We start from the raw sequence: 18,536 nt of genomic DNA on the forward strand, positions 1-18,536 counted from the left end.
GTGGGGCTGAGGGTCCGGTCCGGGGCCTGGACGGCGCCGTCTGTCTTCGGGGACGCCGGTCTTCGGGGACGCCGGTCCGACCCGGCGGGGGCGGGTCCGGGCGGGGACGGACTCGGGCTGATCCGGGTGAAGGTCCGGTCCCGGTGAAGGCGGTCGGTCCCGGCGGTTCGGGCGGGTGATCCGGTCGGGCGGCCCGGTTCGGTCGGACGGCCCGGCCCGGTTCGGTCGGTCCGGTTCGGTCGGTTCAGTCCGGGCGGATGGTCCGGTTCGGTCCGGGCGTGTGGTCCCGGCGGTCCGGTCCGGGCGGGTGGTCCCGGTGGTCCGGTTCACGTGGACGGGCATCCCGTTCCGGCGGGGAGCGCCTACCCTCGTAAGGCAGCCCGAGCATCCCTAGGACCTCATCCGTGTCTGGACGTTTCGCTCCCCGGCCGACGCGTACGACCGTGCGCGGCGGTCATGTCGTGGTGCCCGGCGGAGCTCCCGGCGGTGTGCCGGGCGGAGTGCCCCACCAGGGGGCCGAGCCCGGACGCGTCCGCACCTGGACCCCCGACGGGCCGCTGGATCTCGGGCTCGTCCTCGGACCGCTGCGACGCGGACCGGGCGACCCGACGTTCCGCACGACGCCCGACGGCTCCGTGTGGCGGACCAGCCGAACGCCCGCCGGGCCGGGAACGCTGCGGGTCGCCCTGCGCGGCGGGGTGGCCCGGGGCACGGCCTGGGGACCGGGGGCCGTATGGCTCCTCGACCGGCTCCCCGACCTGCTCGGCGCCGCCGACGATCCCGGAGCCTTCGAGCCACGGCACCGGCTGGTCGCGCTCGCCCGGCATCGACGGCCCGGTCTGAGACTGGTGCGGACCGGGCTGGTGATGGAGTCGCTGATCCCGTCCGTCCTGGAGCAGAAGGTCACCACCGACGAGGCCTACCGGGCGTGGCGGCTGCTCGTACGGAAGTTCGGGGAGCCGGCGCCGGGGCCCGCTCCCGAGCGGATGTACGTCATGCCCGCGCCGCGGACGTGGGCGCTGATCCCGTCCTGGGAGTGGCACCGGGCCGGGGTCGACGACAAGCGGGCCGCGACGATTCTGCGGGCCGTACGGGTCGCGGCGCGGCTGGAGGAAGCCGTCGGGTTCGATCCCGTGCGGGCGCGGGAGCGGCTGGAGTTGGTGCCGGGTGTCGGGCCGTGGACGTCCGCGGAGGTCGTGCAGCGGAGTCATGGTTCGGCGGATTCCGTGACCGTGGGGGATCTGCATCTGCCGGGGATCGTGGGGTGGGCGTTGGCGGGGGACCGGGACGCGGACGACTCCGTCATGCTGGAGTTGCTGGAGCCGTATGCCGGGCAGCGGCATCGGGCCGCCCGGTTGATCCTGCTCTCCGGGCGTACGCCGCCGCGGCGTACGCCGAAGATGCCGCGTACGGACATCGGGCTGCTCTAGGCGAGCTTTGGCGAACCTCGGGGCTCGGCGCTCCTCCGCCCATGGCGCCTCTCCGCCCGTGCCGGTCCTCCGCACAGACGGTTTTCGCCCCCTCCGCCCCTACCCGTCCCGTACCCAGGGCTCCGCCCCGGACCCCGCTCCTCAAACGCCGGAGGGGCTGAATCCTTGCCCCTCCGGCGGGTGGGCTACTGGTCCGATGAGAAGCGGAGCGTGGCTGCCGGGAGTCGGGCGTCGCACCAGACTCGGACTCCCTCGCGGAGTTCGTTGTCGGGGCCGACCACCGCGCCGTCGCCGATGACCGTGCCGGTCAGGATGGTGCGTTCGCCGATGCGGGCGCCGGCGCCGACGAAGGAGTCGGTGACGACCGCGCCGGGCTCGACGACGGCTCCGGCGAGGATCGTGCTGCCGGTGATGCGGGCACCCTCGCCGATGCGGGCACCCTCGCCGACCACCGTGCCGCCGGTGAGCTTGGCGTCGGGAGCCACCGTCGCCGAGGGCAGGACCAGGCGGTCACCGCAGCGGCCGGGGACGGCCGGGGACGGAGCGCGCCCGAGCACCAGGTCGGCGGAGCCGCGGACGAAGGCCTGCGGGGTGCCGAGGTCCAGCCAGTAGGTGGAGTCGACCATGCCCTGGAGATGGGCGCCGGTGGCCAGGAGCTCGGGGAACGTCTCGCGCTCGACCGAGACCGGGCGGCCCGCGGGGATCGTGTCGATGACCGAGCGGCGGAAGACGTAGGCCCCCGCGTTGATCTGGTCGGTGACGATCTCCTCGGGGCTCTGCGGCTTCTCCAGGAAGGCCGTGACGCGCCCGGTGACGTCGGTGGGGACCAGGCCGAACGCGCGCGGGTCCTCCACGCGGGTGAGGTGCAGGGAGACGTCCGCGCCCGTCGTCTCGTGGACCGCGACCAGCGCGGGGATGTCCAGGCCCGTGAGGATGTCGCCGTTGAAGATCAGGACCGGGTCGTCGGGGCCCGAGCGGAGCCGGGAGGCCACGTTGCGGATGGCGCCGCCGGTGCCCAGCGGCTCCTCCTCGGTGACGTACTCGAGGTGGAGGCCCAGCGAGGACCCGTCGCCGAAGTACGGCTCGAAGACCTCGGCGAGGTAGGAGGTCGCCAGCACGATGTGCTCGACGCCCGCCGCGCGCGCCCGCGCGAGCTGGTGCGTGAGGAAGGGGACACCGGCCGCCGGAACCATCGGCTTGGGCGTGCGCACGGTGAGCGGGCGCAGCCGGGTGCCTCTGCCGCCGACCAGGAGGATCGCTTCTGTCACCTGTCGTCTCTGCTTCCTGCCGGGACCGGCCGAACTGTCTTTCGGCCGGCCAGTTTATGCAGACCGTTCGATGGCGCCCTCGATGGCCGTGCGGTGTCCTTCGACGGGCCTCTGCCGTGACGTCGGGTGATCTCCGCCGGCGTGGCCCGGCCGGTCCGTCGCCGGCCGGGCCGTTTCCCGGCGGCCGTGCGGCGGTCTAACGGCCCTGGTAGCGGGCCGCGGTCGTCCGGGCGGAGCCGAGCTTGCCGTAGAGAAGCCGTCCGGGGCACTCCGTGGCGAACCCGTCCCGATGGCCGGAGATCACGTTCAGTCGTACGTTCTTTCCTTTTCGGTAGAGATTGCCACCGGCCGACTTCAGGTATGTCTTGCCACGCGGATTGGCACCGTACAGACCGAGTTTCCATGCCGTGAGCCGGGCGATGGCCTTGAGCGCGGCGTCGGTGGGCTTCGTGGCACCGAACGTGCCGATCACGGCGATCCCCATGCTGTTCGTGTTGAACCCGCGGGTGTGGGCGCCCTGGACCGCCTTCGCGACGCCTCCCGCACGGCCCTCGTAGATGTTGCCGCACTTGTCGACGAGGAAGTTGTAGCCGATGTCACGCCAGCCGCTGCTCACCACGTGATAGCGGTAGATACTGCGGATGACCGAAGGCACCTGCGCGCAGGTGTACTTGTTGCCCGACGCGGTGTGGTGCACGAAGGCCGCCTTGACCGTCTTCGTGTAGAGGAAGCCGCGCTCGCGCAGGTTCTCGTTCGCGCCCCAGCCGCGCCGCGTGACGATCCGGGGGCGCGGTCCGATGTACGGCGTCACGCGCCGCTGGGCCGTGCCGCCGGGGAAGTACGTGCGCCGCGTCGCCGCCCGGGAGAGCGCGGGGATCTCGGTCGCTCCCGCGAGCAGGCCGTCCGACACGCCGGCCCGCGCACTCCCGTGCACGCTCCTGGCGCGCAGGCCCGCCGGCGTGCCCCCGGTCCGTCCGGCCGTCCGGGCGTCCGGGGCCGGGGGGTCCCCGCCGGGGTCGACCAGTTCGAGGCGCAGGCCGCCGGGCAGCGACGCGGCCGCGGGGGCGGTCGCGCGCCTGGTCTCGGGGCCGTCCGCGGCGCCCTCCTCGGGCTCCTGACCGTCCGCGGCGTCCCGCGCCACCTGCTCCGCCTCGACGCGGACTTCGACGCCGTCCGAGTCGCCCACCCACAGGGGTGCGGTGGAGCCGTGCACCCGGCTCGACGCGCTCTCGGCGGTGTCCGGGTCGGCGGCGTGCTCGTCGTTGTGGGCCTCGACGTCCTGCCAGTCCGACCAGTCGCCGGTGCCGGTCGCCCGGGTGCGGACCTGGACCCGGCCGTTCAGCTCGGTGGCCGGGTCGTCCCAGACCACGCCGACCAGCGAGAAGGGCCGTACGTTCCGGCGGCTGAGGCCCTGGGTCGAGGCGGTCGGGCCGAGCGAGCGTCTGCGGGTGAGGGGGACGAGGGGCAGGGACTGGGTGCTGCCGGGAGCGGCGGCCTCCGATGTCAGCGTCGCCGGCCCGGCCTGTGCCGGGGTGGCGGGCAGAGTGAGGGGCAGGGCGAGAGCGGCCGCGCAGGTGACGCCGACCGAGGAAGCAAGGAATCCACGCATGCTCCTGATCCTGAACATAGTCATACATATCTGTCCATCCCGGAATTGACGGACCGTCGGACCGCGCTCCGCCGAACCGGTGGCGCGCTCGGCCCGTGCCGCGCGGCGCCCCCGCGTACGCTTGCGCGCGTGAAAGCCACCGACCGCACCCCTGCCGACCTGCTGCGATCCGCGCTCTCCGAGGACCCCGCGCGTCCTCTGGTGACCTTCTACGACGACGCGACGGGCGAACGGGTCGAATTGTCCGTGGCCACCTTCGCCAATTGGGTGGCCAAGACCGCCAACCTGCTCCAGGGCGAGATGTCCGCCGAGCCCGGCGAGCGGGTCGCGCTGCTGCTGCCGGCGCACTGGCAGACGGCGGTGTGGCTGCTCGCCTGCTCCTCGGTGGGCGTCGTCGCGGATCTCGGCGGTGACCCGGCGGCCGCCGACCACGTCGTCGCCGGCCCCGGCCGGTTCGACGCCGGGCTCGCCTGTTCCGGTGAGCGCGTCGCCCTCTCGCTCGCCCCGCTGGGCCGCCGCTTCCCGACACCGCCCGCGGGCTACGCCGACTACGCCGTCGAGGTGCCGAGCCAGGGCGACCGCTTCGCGCCGTACGCGCCGGTCGACCCGGAGGACCGGGCCCTGATCGTCGCCGGGGCCACGCTCACGGGCGCGGAGGTCGTGGAGCAGGCCCGCGGCGACGCTCCCGGGCTGGATCTGACGGGCCCCGGTTCCCGCATCCTGTCGGCGCTTTCGTACGACACCTGGGAGGGCGTGACCGCGGGTCTGTACGCGCCGCTCGCGACCGGCGGGTCGGTGGTGCTGTGCCGCCATCTCGACCGGCTGGACGACGACGCGCTCGCCCGGCGCATCGAGAGCGAGCGGGTGACCGCGACGGCCCGCTAGGACCCCGCGCCCGGCGGCCGCTCGGGGGCGCCCTCCGAACCGGGGCGACCCCGAACCGGGGCGACCCCGAGCCGGGGCGGCCTCCACGTCGAAGCGGCCCCGTGCCGGGGCGGGCCTCCGCTCCGGCGCGTCCCCCGTTCGGCCCATCACCGGCCCCCCTCGCCCGCCGCGTCGGGACATGGTCGTAGGAGCGGCGAGACACGCTCGTACGCCATGAGGGGTGGTGGTCCCGACGTGACCGACACCGCGGGCACTCCCTCCGGAAGCCCGGAGGACCAGGGGCGGGGAGCGTCGCCCACCGGGGCCGGGCGCCGGCGGCGCCGCTGGCTGCGCTGGACGGCGACCGGGGCGGCCGTGGTGGTCCTGGGCGCCGTGGCGGTCGGCTGGGCCGCCTACGAGAAGCTGAACGGGAACATCACGGCCGACAACGACGCGGCCGCCGAGCTCGCCCGCTACGAGAAGGAACGGCCCACCGCGCTGGTCCGCGGCGCGCAGAACATCCTGCTGATCGGGTCCGACTCACGCTCGGGGGCCGGGAACAAGAAGTACGGCCGCGACTCGGGGACGGAACGGTCCGACACCACGATCCTGCTGCACCTCTCGGCGAACCGGCACAGCGCGACCGCCATGTCGCTGCCCCGCGATCTGATGGTGGACGTGCCGAGCTGCCGGCGCCCCGACGGCACCCGCACCGACCCCATGTTCGCGATGTTCAACTACGCCTTCGAGGTGGGCGGCTCGGCCTGCACGATCCGGACCGTCGAGAAGCTCACGAACATCCGCGTCGACCATCACATGGTGGTGGACTTCCATGGCTTCAAGGACATGGTCGACGCGGTGGACGGCGTCCAGGTGTGCCTGCGGAAGCCGATCCACGACAAAGCGGCGAAGCTGAACCTGCCCGCGGGCAGGGTCGTGCTCAACGGCGAGCAGGCGCTCGGCTACGTGCGCGCCCGCAAGAGCATCGGCAACGGCAGCGACACCGACCGCATGGACCGCCAGCAGAAGTTCCTCGGCGCGCTGATCAGCAAGGTGCGCGGCGACGACGTCCTGCTCAACCCGGCGAAGCTGTATCCGGTGCTGGACGCGGCCACCTCGTCGCTGACCACCGACCCGGGACTCGCGAGTCTGCGCGGCCTGTACGACCTGGCTCGCGGCATGCGCGACATCCCCACCGATGACATCCAGTTCCTGACCGTGCCCCGGACGTCCTACGTCCTCAACGCCAACCGTGATCAGCTCGTGAAGCCGGCGGCCGCCCGGCTCTTCGGGCGACTGCGCGCGGACGAGCCCGTCGTGGTCGTGAAGGCGCCGCCCGCGAGGCCGGCCCAGGGGCAGTCGCCGCATTCCGTGAGTCTGTACGGAAACTCCTTCCGCGACTACGAAGGGGAGTCGGCCGGCGACGGAATGTCGACGTCAATAGGGGTCGTCCGGCTCTCCGGCACCCCCGATCCGGCTCCGACTTTCCGCGGCAACACGGCCGCTCAGGACGCCTGCGGGTAAAGCGAGCGCCAAGGTGGGGAACAGGCGAGCCAAGAAGTCTCTGAAAATAGGGCGGATTGCCCGGTTGTAGGAATGTTGAATCTGTCACGGCCGTCGCTGGACGTTGAACTGGGCGGATAGTGTGAGCGATCCGGTGCACCCGGCCACGAGGTCCGTCCTTGGGGGTCGCGCACTGCTTGACCGAGACCCGAGCGCCTTTTAGGGGGAAAGGGCGCCGCGTGGCCCCGACGGAGGATTCAGACAACCGTGGACGCGCAAGGCCGTGGGCGGGCGGACGACATCGACCCCGCAGACCAGTGGGTGCTCAACCCGAACACCGGTGAATACGAACTGCGACTGCCCCCTTCCGGAGCGCAATCGGCTGTGCCGCGACCGCGGAGGGGTACACCCTCCGCGGCGACGCGCACCCGCGGCGCGCCGGGCCGGGACCGCGCGGCACCGGACCGGGACCGTGAGGCACCAGGACGGGAACGCGGGGCGCCCGGCCCCGACGTGCCGGGACAGCGCCGACGGCGCGCCGAGCCGCCGGAGCCCCTTCCCGGGCGGCGGCGCGGGCGCACCAAGTCGCCCAGGAAGTCGAAGGCGAAGAAGGTGCTTCTCTGGACCGGCGGCATCATGGCGCTGGTCCTGGTGGCCGTCACGGGTGCCGCGTACGCCTATCTCAAGCACCTCGAGGGCAACGTCCAGACCGAGGACGTCGGCGGTTCGGCCAAGGACGGCTTCAGCAAGGACGAGGCCTTCAACATCCTCATCATCGGCACCGACAAACGCACCGGTGCGGGCAACGAGGGCTACGGCGACAAGAACAGCGTCGGGCACGCGGACACGAACATCCTGCTGCACGTCTCCAAGGACCGGACGAACGCGACCGCGATGAGCATTCCGCGCGACCTCATCGTCGACATCCCCGAGTGCAAGTCGAAGCAGGAGGACGGCACCGAGAAGGTCATCCAGCCTTCCGAGAACGTCCGCTTCAACACCAGCCTCGGCCAGGAGGGCCGCAACCCCGGCTGCACGATGGACACGGTCAAGGCCGTCACCGGCATCACGGTCGACCACTTCATGATGGCCGACTTCAACGCCGTGAAGACGCTGACCACCGCGGTCGGAGGTGTCGACGTCTGTGTCGCCAAGGACGTCAACGACCCCGACTCGCACCTCAAGCTCTCGGCCGGCAAGCACACCATCGAGGGCGAGCAGGCCCTCGCCTTCGTACGCACCCGGCACAGCTTCGGCAACCAGGGCGACCTCGACCGCATCAAGGTGCAGCAGCAGTTCATCGGCTCCCTGATGCGCAAGATGAGCTCCAGCGACACCCTCACCAGCCCGACCAAGCTGTACAAGCTGGCCGAGGCCGCCACCAAGGCACTGACCGTGGACACCGGCATCGGCAAGGTCAGCACGCTCAAGGACATGGCCCTGGAGCTGAAGAAGGTGCCGACGAAGAACATCACCTTCACCACGGTTCCGGTGATAGACAACCCGGCCGAGAAGGTGCACGCCACCGTCGTGGTCAACCCGAACACGGCCCAGTCGGTCTTCGACGCGATCAAGAACGACGTCTCCTTCACCGCCGTGAAGCAGAAGGAGAAGAAGGAGAAGGCCGCGGTGGCCGCCCGCCTCAAGGGCTCCCGCTCCGCCGCCTCCGACATCCGCGTCGACATCTACAACGGCGGGGCCGAGGCGGGCTCCGCACAGGAAACTCTTAACTGGCTGCAGAATGATGAGGGCGTGCTCAAGTCCAGCCAGCTCGGCAACGCCGACGAAACACTGAGCAGGACGACCCTGGAGTACTCTCCCGACCAGGCCGACCAGGCGCGCAAGCTGGCGGATCTCATGGGTCTGTCCGGCTCGGCGATGAAGCCCGGCAAGAGCGAGAAGAACTCACAGGGGCTGCCCGCGATCGTGCTGACCCTGGGCAAGGACTTCAAGGGCGCCGGTGTGCCTTTGACCGCTGCGACGAAGGCGCCCGACGTGGAGAAGTCCACGGCGGACAAAACGGTGTGCGCGAAGTGACCTAACGGGTTCGTCAGGCGTCCTACAGGGCGCGAGCGGTTGTCCGGCCGGGCGTGGGAACGCCCGGCCGGACGCCCGACGGACCCGTTTGTCAGGCGCAGGGTGGGGAGAGGCTGGGAGATGGCGCAAAGCAGTGTGCGCGGGGAGGGAGCACGACCGCGTGTCCCGCAGGCCGGCGAACTGGGCTGGGACGACAGCATGTACGACGAGGGCGGCGAGTCCGTCCGGACGGCGGACGGCGGACGCACCCGGCCCGACGGTGACGGCCCACGCCCCGCCGACGGCGCCGTGCCGCCCGGCCCGAAGGGGCACGGTCCGCACGACGGGGACGACGGCGGGCACGGAACCCCGGGCCGCCCCCGGCGCAGACGCCGAATACTTCGCTGGTCGGCGCTGGTGCTGTCGGTCCTGATACTCGGCACCGCGGGTGCCGGCTATCTCTACTACCGGCACCTGAACAACAACCTCAAGCGGGACGCCCTGAACATCGGCGACGCGAAGGACCGCGCCGCGAAGACGAAACCGAACGCGGCGGGCCAGACCCCGCTGAACATCCTGCTGATCGGCTCGGACGCCCGGAACTCCACCGAGAACCAGAAGCTCGGCGGCGCGAAGGACACCTTCGACACACCGGCCCGCGCGGACGTCCAGATGCTGCTGCACCTGTCCGCGGACCGCACCAACATGTCGGTCGTGAGCATGCCGCGCGACACCCTGCTCCAGATACCCAAGTGCACCGACACGAAAACGGGGACGACCTACGCCGAGAGCACCTCGCTCACGATGACGAACGACTCGCTGGGCCGCGGCGGACCCGGCTGCACGGTCGCCACCTGGGAGAAGCTGACCGACATTCACATCGACCACTTCATCATGGTCGACTTCGCGGGTGTCGTGTCGATGGCCGACGCGATCGGCGGCGTCCCCGTCTGTGTGGACGCCAACGTCTACTCGCACACCTCCACCGGTCACGGCTCCGGGCTCAAGCTCGAGAAGGGCACGACGTCCGTCAAGGGCAAGCAGGCCCTGCAGTGGCTGCGGACGCGGTACGGCTTCGAGGACGGCAGCGACATCGGCCGGACCAAGGCCCAGCACCAGTACATGAACTCGATGGTGCGCCAGCTCCGGGAGAACGCCACGCTGAGCAACCCGGGCAAGCTGCGCGGCCTCGCCGAGACGGCCACCAGCGCGCTGACGGTCGACCAGGGCCTGGGCTCGGTCACCGATCTCTACGACCTCAGCAAGGAACTGAAGAAGGTCCCGACCGAGCGCATCACCATGACCACCATGCCGTGGGTGTACTCCAGCGACGGCAACCGCGTGCTCCCCAAGCCGACGGACGCGGACAAGGTCTGGCGACTGCTGCGCGAGGACATCGCGCTGGACGGCAAGGACAAGAAGAAGACCGCGGAGAGGACCTCCTCGGACCCGGCCGCGGCGGACGACAAGATCGCGGTGCAGGTGCAGAACGGCACCCGCACCACCACGCTCGCCCCGGTCCCCGGACGCGCGAGCGCGGTGAGCGAACTGCTCGTCGGCGCGGGGTTCACGCAGGCGAAGGCCGACGCGTCGACGTCGACCGCCGAGGACGCCACGGTGATCCGCTACCCGAGCGCCGATCTGGAGGGTGACGCCCTGCGGGTCGCCAAGGCCCTCGGGATCTCGACCCACGCGGTGGAGAAGTCGGCGGACGTCTCCGGGGTCACGCTCGTCGTCGGTGCCGACTGGCGGGACGGCACGACGTACAAGGCGCCCGCGGACGACGACTCGACGCCCAAGTCCGCGAAGCTCGACAAGGGCTCGGACACCGGCGCCTGCATGCACGTCGACCCGAACTACACCTGGTCGTAGAACCGGCCTGCCGGCAAAGAAAGTTGGGCCCCTCCCGATATCGAGAGGGGCCCGACGCGTATACGGAAAAGATCAGTTGGCGCCGCTGAGGACCGCGGGACGCCGGGACGCGATGACCTTCCGGGCCAGCGCCTTCGGGCTCGTCAGGAAGCCCCAGCCCCACGACATGTGCATCGTCGCGAGGGCCACGGGGATCTGCAGCCGGGCCTTCGCCGGCAGCCCCTTGCCCGCGGGCAGCGAGCCGAGTCCTATGGCCGCGAGATAACCGGCCGGGACGACCAGACCCCACGGCGTCAGCGCCGCGCCGACGACCACACCCGCGGCGATCGCGCAGACGGCGGTCGGCGGGGCGAGGTAGCGCAGGTTGATGGAGCCCTCGTGGTAGCGGGCGACGACGTGCCGCCAGCGGCCGTAGTCCTTGTACTGCTTGGCCAGCGCCTTGACGGACGGCCTCGGACGGTACGACACCTTCAGCTCGGGCGAGAACCAGATGAGCCCGCCGGCCTCACGGATACGGAAGTTCAGCTCCCAGTCCTGGGCGCGGACGAACTCCTCGTTGTAGCCGCCCTGCTGCTCCAGCGCCTCGCGCCGGAACACCCCGAGGTACACGGTCTCGGCCGGACCCGCCTCACCACCCGTGTGGAAGGCCGCGTTGCCCACGCCGATCTTCGACGTCATGGCGGCCGCGACGGCGTGCTCCCAGTCGTTCTCGCCCTCGGCGTGCATGATGCCGCCGACGTTCTGCGCGCCGGTCTCCTCCAGGAGCCGTACCGCGGTGGCGATGTAGTTCGGGGACAGCATGCCGTGCCCGTCGACCCGCACGACGACGGGGTGCCGGGACGCCTTGATCGCGGCGTTCAGCGCCGCGGGCGTACGGCCGGTCGGGTTCGGCACCGTATGGACCCTCGGGTCCTCACGGACGAGTTCGGCGGCGATCTCGTCCGTCCGGTCCGTGGAGGGACCGATGGCGATCACGACCTCCATCTCGCCGTCGTACTCCTGCGCCAGGATCGCTTGGACGGCCCCGCGCAGATGCCGCTCCTCGTTGAGGACGGGCATGATCACAGAAACGGCGGGGGACCGCACGTCAGACTTCTCGCTCATCGGCGCTCACGTTACCGCGAACGGGGGACACGGTCGCGCGCCGCCCGGCGTAAGGACCGGGCCGCAGATCGTATCGGCTTACCGTGCACACGGATCCCCACGCCCAGCGGAACGCGGCTCCGTCCGGCCCGCGGAACGCTTCCCTCCCCCGTCCCGCCTCGCGGAGGTGTTCCCTTTGCCCACGCCGCCCCGCTCCCCCGTCCGCCCTCAGCGCCCCCCACGGCCGTCTCCCGCACGGCGCCCGGCCCGGCGCTCCGACGGACGGCCCGTACGCCCCGTACGGCGCAGGAGGCCGCGCTGGGCCATGCGGGCGCTGACCACCGTCTCCGTGGTGGTCCTCGCCTCGGCGGGCATCGGGCACGCGGTGCTGAACAGCCTGGACGCGGACATCGCCCGGGTCGACCCGTTCAAGGACATGAAGAACCGGCCCGAGGGCGGGCACGGCATGAATCTGCTGATGGTCGGCACCGACGGCCGGGAGAAAGTCACCGAGGCGGAGCGGCGGAAGTACCGGCTCGGCGGCCTGCCCTGCCACTGCACCGACACGGTCATGATCGTGCACATCTCGGAGGACCGGGAGCGCGCCAGCATCGTCAGCCTGCCGCGCGACTCCTACGCCGAGGCGCCCGAGCACACCGACGCGGTCACCGGCAAGCGGCACGGCCCCCACGCCCTCAAGCTCAACGCGGCGTACGCGGAGGGCGGCCCGACCCTGACCGTGCGGACCGTCGAGAACATGACCCACGTGAAGATCGACCACTACATGGAGGTCGACTTCACCAGCTTCATGAAGACGGTCGACGTGCTCGGGGGCGTCCGCATCTGCACCGCGCAGCCGCTGAAGGACCGCTACACCGGCCTCGACCTGGCGGCCGGACCGCATCTGCTGGGCGGCGGACAGGCCCTCCAGTACGTACGGTCCCGGCACACCGACGGCTCCTCCGACCTCGGCCGGATGAAGCGCCAGCAGCGCTTCCTGGCGTCCCTCGTCTCCCGGGCCACGTCGTCCGGGGTGCTGCTGAACCCGATGAAGTTCCGGGACGTGACCCGGGCGGTGCTGGGCTCGGTGCGGGCCGACAAGGGGTTCGGCACCGACGAGCTGCTGGACCTGGGGCGCGCGATGCGGAACTTCTCGCCGTCCTCGTCCGAGTTCACGACCGTGCCGATCGGACAGATGGCCTATGCCGTCAAGGGCATCGGCTCGACCCTGAAATGGGACGAGCCGAAGGCGCGGAAGCTGTTCCAGGAGCTGCGCGAGGACAAGCCGCTCGCGGCGCGCGGGGCGCCGCGGCCGAAGGCCGTCCGGGTCGCGGTGGCCCCGCAGCGGATCCGGGTCCAGATCGAGAACGGGACCTCCACGACGGGTCTCGGCAAACGGGTCGACGGCGCGCTCGCCGCCACCGGGTTCCGCACGACGGGCCGGCCCACGACGGGCCACGACTCCGGGGTCCGGCGCACCGTCGTCGCGTACGACCCCCGCTGGGACCGCTCCGCGAAGTCCCTCGCGGCCGCGCTGCCCGGTGCGGAGCTGCGCGCGGTCCCCGGGCAGGGTCCGCTGCTGAAGGTGATCGCGGGCGCGGACTACAGGAAGGTCACGCGGGTACGGGCCGACGATCCCGCCCAGGGGGAGTCCGGGGTCGTGACGGGCGACCAGGTGGTGTGCCCCTGATCCCGGACGCCCGCCCGGGGCCCGAGTCGGGCCTGAGGGTCCGTACTCAGTCGTCGAGGCCTTCCGCGGCGCGCCTCTCGCGGAGGTCCATGATCGCGCGGCGGCGGGCCAGCCGGTGGGTGCGGCGGATCTGCGCCTCCTGGAAGCGGCGCTCGTCACGCTCGGTCTCGGTGATGACCGGGGGCACCCGGCGGGGCTTGCCGTCGGCGTCGACGGCGGCGAAGACGAGGTAGGCCGAACCGACCTGCTGCGGCGGGGTGGACTCGTTCCAGCGCTCGGCCAGGACCCGCACGCCGACCTCCATCGAGGTCCGCCCGGTCCAGTTGACCTGGGCCTTCACATGGACCAGGTCGCCCACGCGGACCGGTTCGAGGAAGGCCATCTCGTCCATCGAGGCGGTGACCGCGGGCCCACCGGAGTGCCGCCCCGCCACGGCGCCCGCCGCGTCGTCGACGAGCTTCATGATCACGCCACCGTGCACGGACCCCAGAAGGTTCGTGTCGTTGTGGGTCATGATGTGGCTGAGGGTGGTCCTGGACGCGGAGGTCGGCTTGCCCGGGATGTCGTTTTCCGGGTTCGAGGCCTGGTCTGTCATGTCCTCCACCTTATGCCGGGCGCGCGGCGGTCGATTTGCATCAGCTCTGCAACAGGCGTGACCCAGATCTCCCTGCTCTCTTGTAAGGCGCCTGGTGGAGAGCGGCACACTGGTCCGCATGAATGATTGGCCCGACGGGTGGTCCGACGAGAACCGCAGCAACCGCTACGGACGCGGCAGCGCAGGCGCACAGCCTGAGAGCGCCCGCGTCATGCGCCAGGTCCGCCGTGGGCCCGCCGCACCCGCCCCGGGCCAGGGTGCTCCGCCGTACGGGAACGGGGTCCCCCGGCAGCCCTCGTACGTCGACGGCCAGGGCTACGACGAAGGCCAGGGCTACGACAACGGGTACGACTCCGGCTACAACACCGGCCACGTGTACGGGAACGGCCCCGGCGGTCCGCAGGGCCCCGGCGGGGACGGCGCGTACCCGCAGCGCCCCGCGCCGAACTGGCGGAAGCGGATCAAGTGGACCGCGATCACGCTGGTCACCGCGCTGGTCGTGGTCTCCGTCGGAACGTACTTCTGGGCCGACTCCAAGCTCCACCGTGACGTGGATCTCTCCAAGGTCATAGACCGGCCGGAGACCGGCGAGGGCACGAACTACCTGATCGTCGGCTCCGACAGCCGCGCCGGCATGTCCGCCGAGGAGAAGAAGAAGCTCCACACGGGCTCCGCCGAGGGCAAGCGCACCGACTCGATGATGATCCTGCACACCGGCAGCAACGGCTCCACGCTGCTGTCGCTGCCACGTGACTCGAACGTCACGATCCCGAAGTTCCAGGGTTCCGAGTCCGGCAAGATCAAGGGCCCGCTGGGCCAGAACAAGCTGAACGCGGCCTACGCCTTCGACGGCCCCACGCTCCTGGTCAGGACGATCGAGTACAACACCGGCCTGCACATCGACCACTACGTGGAGATCGGCTTCGCCGGGTTCGCGGGCATCGTCGACGCGGTCGGCGGTGTCGAGATGAACCTCGACCAGGGCTTCAAGGACAAGTACTCCGGCGCCGACTTCAAGGCGGGCAAGCAGACGCTGAACGGCGAGCAGGCCCTCGCCTTCGTCCGTACCCGGCACGCCTTCGCCGCCTCGGACCTCCAGCGCACCAAGAACCAGCAGAAGTTCCTGGCCGCCCTGGCCCACCAGGTCGCGACCCCCTCGACGGTCCTGAACCCCTTCAAGCTGTACCCGACGATGGGCGCGGGCCTGGACTCGCTGGTCGTCGACAAGGACATGAGCCTGTGGGACCTGGCCGACATGTTCTGGGCCATGAAGGGCGTCACCAGCGGCGACGGCAAGTCCATGAACATGCCGATCTCCGGTTCCGTCGGCGGCAACCTCGTCTGGGACAAGACGAAGCTGAAGACACTGGTGGACGAGCTCAAGAACGACGAGAAGGTCACGGTCTCGGGCAACTGACCCGCCGCCGGCCGCCATCGCCGACGAGGCCCGCGTCACCGGGGGTCACCACCGGCCGGACGACCCGCCGACACCGCCGCTCGCCGGCCGTCGGCGGGTCATTTTCGTAGCGTGATCCGGCCCCGCGTGCGGGGGCCGTCGAACTTGGACCGGTCGACGACGGGCCTCGGGGCCGGTTCCGCGGCCATCAGGCGGATGATGTCGCGCCCCGCCAGGGCCGTGCACCACTGGGCCAGGTGCGGGCGGGTGCCCCGGGGACCCGACGCCTCCTCCCAGAGGACCCGGACCGCGTCGGCCCGCCGGTCGTCGAGGACACCCGACAGCGGCCGCAGCGGCTCGCCCGGCGTCACGTACGGGTCCTGGCTCACGACACGGCCCACCACCAGAGCCGCCTTGTAGCGGTCGCTGTCCACCGTGGCGGTGCCGGCCGCGGTCAGCGGGTCGTGCCAGTCGGGGGTGTCCGCCTGTTCCAGGACCGGGGGCCGCCCGGCCATGCGGACGCCGTCGCAGTCCAGGAGATACGGGGCCGGTGCGGGCCGGACCGTCCACAGCACGTTCGCGTGGGACACGTCACCGACGACGAGACCCAGGGCGTGCAGCCACCGGAAGAGCCCGAGAACGGCCACCACCAGCGCGAACCGCTCGGCGGGCGACGGCTGCGCGACGGCCTGCCAGGCCGGCCTCGGCGGCCGGAGCAGATAGGACAGGTCGGTCAGCCGGGTCTCGCCGCGCGAGGTCGGCCAGGTCATGGAGTCCGGCGCGCGGCGCATCAGGAAGCCGGTCGCCCTGCCGCCGTCCACGACCCGGCACAGCGGCCACGCCGCCTCCCGGTCCAGACGCTCGCGCTCGGCCGGAGCGAGCCCCTGCCGCAGCGCCACGAGCGCCGCGAGTTCGCCGCCGTCCGCCTTCCCCGGCTCGCGATAGCTCTTGTACAGCAGCAGGCCGGGACCGACGACGTCGTACACCTCGCCCTGGCCGCCGTCGCCGACGCGCGCGCCGAGGGTGAGCGAGCCGAGTGTCACGTCGACGCCGTCGTCGGCGCTCACGGCACGGCCTCCCACAGGACGACGGCGGTGCGGTCGTCGTCGTACGACTTCACCCGGTACTGGAGCTGCCACAGGAAGTCGGCAGGTGAGGGCGCCGCTCCACGCCCCCATCCCGACCCGAGGAACTCCCGCATCTCCGCGTCGCCGGCGAGCGGTGTGGACAGGCCGTCCGTGCACAGCACGAGGACGTCGCCGGGCAGGGCCGGGGCGAGGAGCAGCGCGCGGGCGCGATGGCCGTGCGGGAGGGCGGCGGTGCGGGTGTCGATCATTCCGTCGCCGTCGTGCTCGGGGTCGGTCAGGGTCAGGTTCCACTCCCCGCCGCGCAGCAGCGCCGTGCCGCCGTCGCCGACGGCCAGGAAGCCCCGGGTACGCACCCGGGGATCGAGCGGCACGAGCAGGGCACGCAGCGTGGTGGCGTACGCGGCGGGGTCGTCGCCGCGTTCCCGGGCGCGGTGCGCGAGCAGGGTCGCGACCCGACCCACCGCGGTGTCCACCAGGGCGGCGAACCCCGGCCGGTCGCCCGTGCGCACGGTCTCCGCGAGGTCCGCGGACACGGCGTCCAGCTCCATCGCGGCGAGCCGGCAGGCCTCCTGGGAGCCGACGTGCGAACGGGCCGCCGATCCCACCCCGTCCGCCACCGCGAGCAGCAGCAGTCCGTCCGGGCCGTCCGCGCCGAGGCGCACCACGGCCAGCGAGTCCTGGCGCGGCTCGCCCTGATAGCGGTGCGAGTCGCCGCGCACCGAGGCCGCCCGCACGGTCAGGGCGCCGTACCCGGCGCCGTCCACGACCATGTCGGGCGTCAGCGCGGCGGTCGGGTCCTCCCGGACCGAGGGCAGCTCCCGGGGCTCGGGGGCGTACAGCGGGGGCTTGGGTCCGGAATGCGGCGGCGCGCCGAGCGTCCGGACGGCTCCGGCCCCGGCGGCGGGCTCCTCGGACGCGTACCCGGCCGTGGGCGCGGGTGTGGGCGCGGGCGCCGGGACAGGGACGGGTACGGGTACGTACGGCGGTGTCGGCTCGTACGTCGAGGGCGGCGGTGACTGCGGTGTGGGCCCGTACGCGTAGGGCGGGACCGGCCCGGCGGGCGGGTTCGCGGACGTCCCGGGCCCGGTGCCGGGCACGGCGAAGGGCGCGTCGGACTCCGACTGGTCGTTGAAGACCTGGTCGACGCTCTGCCAGGTCGCCTCCAGCGGATCGGGCTGCTGCGCGTCCGGCCATCTGAGCTCCGGGCCGGCCCGGTCCGGCTCCACCGCGGCCGGGTCGTACGGACCGGGCTCGCGTGGACCTGGCTCGTGCGGCGCGGACTCGTGCGGCGCGGACTCGTGCGGACCGGGCTCGCGCAGACCCGTCCGCTGCGGGACGGCCTGATGCGGGGTGGTCTGGTGCGGGGTGGTCTGGTGCGGGGTGGTCTGGTGCGGGCCGGTCCGGGACGGTCCGGCGGCGTTCATGTCGTTCCCCATCGATGCCCCCTCACATCTTGTCGAGCGAGACGATGGAGAAGCCGGGCACGGTGTCGTCCACGGCCAGCGTGAACCCGTTCCCGCCGTCCGCGCCGATGCTCCCGGCGGACCGGACGATCGACCGGGTGAGGCTGGAGGCGAACTCGCGCAGCGCCTGCGCCGGTGACACCGAGGAGTCCTGCTGCATGAAGGCCCGGAAGTTCGCGACCCGGGCGATCGTCGACTCCTGCGCCTCGCCGATGCCGAAGGCGATGATCTTCGGGCAGAACCGCGACTGGGTGACCTCCTTGTACGCCTGGTCCCAGTCCGGGTCGGTGGGAATGCCGTCCGAGAGGAAGAAGACCACGGGGCGGTACACCTCGTGGCCCTCCGCCTTGAGTGCCGCCACGTCGGCCTCGACACAGCGCAGCAGGGTGCGGAACGCGTCGCCGTACGAGGTGAGCCCGCCCGCGGCGAGCGCGGGGACCGAGTCGATGTCGCTGAGGTCGACGAGCGGCTGGAGCACGGTGGCGCTGTCGGAGAAGCCGATGAGACAGAAGCGCGTCTTGTCGGCGACGGTCGGATTGGTGCTGATCTCGTGGTGCAGGTCCGGGAGCGCGCCGTTGATGGCGTCGATCGGCTCGCCGATCATCGACCCGGACTCGTCGCAGAGCAGGTAGAAGGGCAGGATCTGCAAGGTCTCGTAC

The 18,536-nt window shown here is 71.8% G+C and carries 14 protein-coding genes; 7 read left to right on the plus strand and 7 right to left on the minus strand.

Features of this window, described 5'->3' with window-relative positions; translation table 11 throughout:
• Nucleotides 1-404: 404 nt before the first annotated feature.
• On the plus strand, nt 405-1,430 hold the full coding sequence (locus ACIQ7M_RS39650; protein WP_403653653.1) for a DNA-3-methyladenine glycosylase family protein: 1,026 nt from the start codon (nt 405-407) through the stop codon (nt 1,428-1,430).
• Between the two features lie 185 nt (nt 1,431-1,615).
• Here ACIQ7M_RS39650 and ACIQ7M_RS39655 read toward each other — a convergent pair whose 3' ends face one another.
• On the minus strand, nt 1,616-2,698 hold the full coding sequence (locus ACIQ7M_RS39655; protein WP_403653656.1) for a sugar phosphate nucleotidyltransferase: 1,083 nt from the start codon (nt 2,696-2,698) through the stop codon (nt 1,616-1,618).
• A gap of 196 nt (nt 2,699-2,894) precedes the next feature.
• Nucleotides 2,895-4,307: a peptidoglycan recognition protein gene (locus ACIQ7M_RS39660; protein WP_403653659.1), complete on the minus strand. Its 1,413-nt coding sequence runs from the start codon at nt 4,305-4,307 to the stop codon at nt 2,895-2,897.
• A 129-nt stretch (nt 4,308-4,436) separates the two neighbouring features.
• Between ACIQ7M_RS39660 and ACIQ7M_RS39665 the strand changes: the two genes are divergently transcribed.
• From ACIQ7M_RS39665 to ACIQ7M_RS39680, 4 genes are all read left to right on the plus strand, one after another.
• Complete coding sequence (locus tag ACIQ7M_RS39665; RefSeq protein ID WP_355767491.1) at nt 4,437-5,192, plus strand: TIGR03089 family protein; 756 nt, start codon at nt 4,437-4,439, stop codon at nt 5,190-5,192.
• Between the two features lie 213 nt (nt 5,193-5,405).
• Entirely contained in the window at nt 5,406-6,695 is a 1,290-nt protein-coding gene (locus tag ACIQ7M_RS39670) for an LCP family protein (protein WP_355767494.1), read from the plus strand.
• Nucleotides 6,696-6,941: 246 nt separating this feature from the next.
• Nucleotides 6,942-8,711 (plus strand): LCP family protein, encoded by a 1,770-nt coding sequence (locus ACIQ7M_RS39675; protein ID WP_403653662.1) that lies wholly within the window; start codon nt 6,942-6,944, stop codon nt 8,709-8,711.
• A gap of 120 nt (nt 8,712-8,831) precedes the next feature.
• Nucleotides 8,832-10,562 carry an LCP family protein gene (locus ACIQ7M_RS39680; RefSeq protein ID WP_403653665.1) on the plus strand — a complete coding sequence of 577 codons (1,731 nt, stop codon included), beginning with the start codon at nt 8,832-8,834 and terminating at the stop codon, nt 10,560-10,562.
• Between the two features lie 72 nt (nt 10,563-10,634).
• On the opposite strand, the gene ACIQ7M_RS39685 is transcribed toward ACIQ7M_RS39680, so the two are convergent.
• Nucleotides 10,635-11,666, minus strand: a complete 1,032-nt coding sequence (locus ACIQ7M_RS39685) for a glycosyltransferase family 2 protein (protein ID WP_355767501.1) — start codon at nt 11,664-11,666, stop codon at nt 10,635-10,637.
• A gap of 304 nt (nt 11,667-11,970) precedes the next feature.
• On the opposite strand from ACIQ7M_RS39685, the gene ACIQ7M_RS39690 reads away from it, so the two are divergent.
• Nucleotides 11,971-13,335: an LCP family protein gene (locus tag ACIQ7M_RS39690; protein ID WP_355767504.1), complete on the plus strand. Its 1,365-nt coding sequence runs from the start codon at nt 11,971-11,973 to the stop codon at nt 13,333-13,335.
• A 46-nt stretch (nt 13,336-13,381) separates the two neighbouring features.
• On the opposite strand, the gene ACIQ7M_RS39695 is transcribed toward ACIQ7M_RS39690, so the two are convergent.
• Nucleotides 13,382-13,930 carry an acyl-CoA thioesterase gene (locus ACIQ7M_RS39695; protein ID WP_355767507.1) on the minus strand — a complete coding sequence of 183 codons (549 nt, stop codon included), beginning with the start codon at nt 13,928-13,930 and terminating at the stop codon, nt 13,382-13,384.
• Nucleotides 13,931-14,048: 118 nt separating this feature from the next.
• Here ACIQ7M_RS39695 and ACIQ7M_RS39700 point away from each other — a divergent pair, with 118 nt between their 5' ends.
• Nucleotides 14,049-15,347, plus strand: coding sequence for an LCP family protein (locus ACIQ7M_RS39700; protein WP_403653670.1), 1,299 nt, complete (start codon nt 14,049-14,051; stop codon nt 15,345-15,347).
• A gap of 98 nt (nt 15,348-15,445) precedes the next feature.
• Here ACIQ7M_RS39700 and ACIQ7M_RS39705 read toward each other — a convergent pair whose 3' ends face one another.
• Genes ACIQ7M_RS39705 through ACIQ7M_RS39715 form a run of 3 tightly spaced genes read right to left on the minus strand, consistent with a single transcriptional unit; the run spans nt 15,446 to nt 18,526 of the window.
• Nucleotides 15,446-16,393: a hypothetical protein gene (locus tag ACIQ7M_RS39705; protein WP_403653673.1), complete on the minus strand. Its 948-nt coding sequence runs from the start codon at nt 16,391-16,393 to the stop codon at nt 15,446-15,448.
• A complete protein-coding gene (locus ACIQ7M_RS39710; protein ID WP_403653676.1) occupies nt 16,390-17,850 on the minus strand; it encodes a protein phosphatase 2C domain-containing protein in 1,461 nt (486 codons plus the stop codon). Before ACIQ7M_RS39710 ends, ACIQ7M_RS39705 begins: the two co-directional genes overlap by 4 nt.
• A 10-nt stretch (nt 17,851-17,860) precedes the next feature.
• The gene (locus ACIQ7M_RS39715) at nt 17,861-18,526 is read right to left on the minus strand and encodes a VWA domain-containing protein (RefSeq protein ID WP_355767519.1); all 666 of its coding nucleotides are present in this window, start codon (nt 18,524-18,526) and stop codon (nt 17,861-17,863) included.
• Nucleotides 18,527-18,536 lie beyond the last annotated feature (10 nt).

Source organism: Streptomyces sp. NPDC096324 (assembly GCF_044763015.1).
GTDB lineage: Bacteria > Actinomycetota > Actinomycetes > Streptomycetales > Streptomycetaceae > Streptomyces.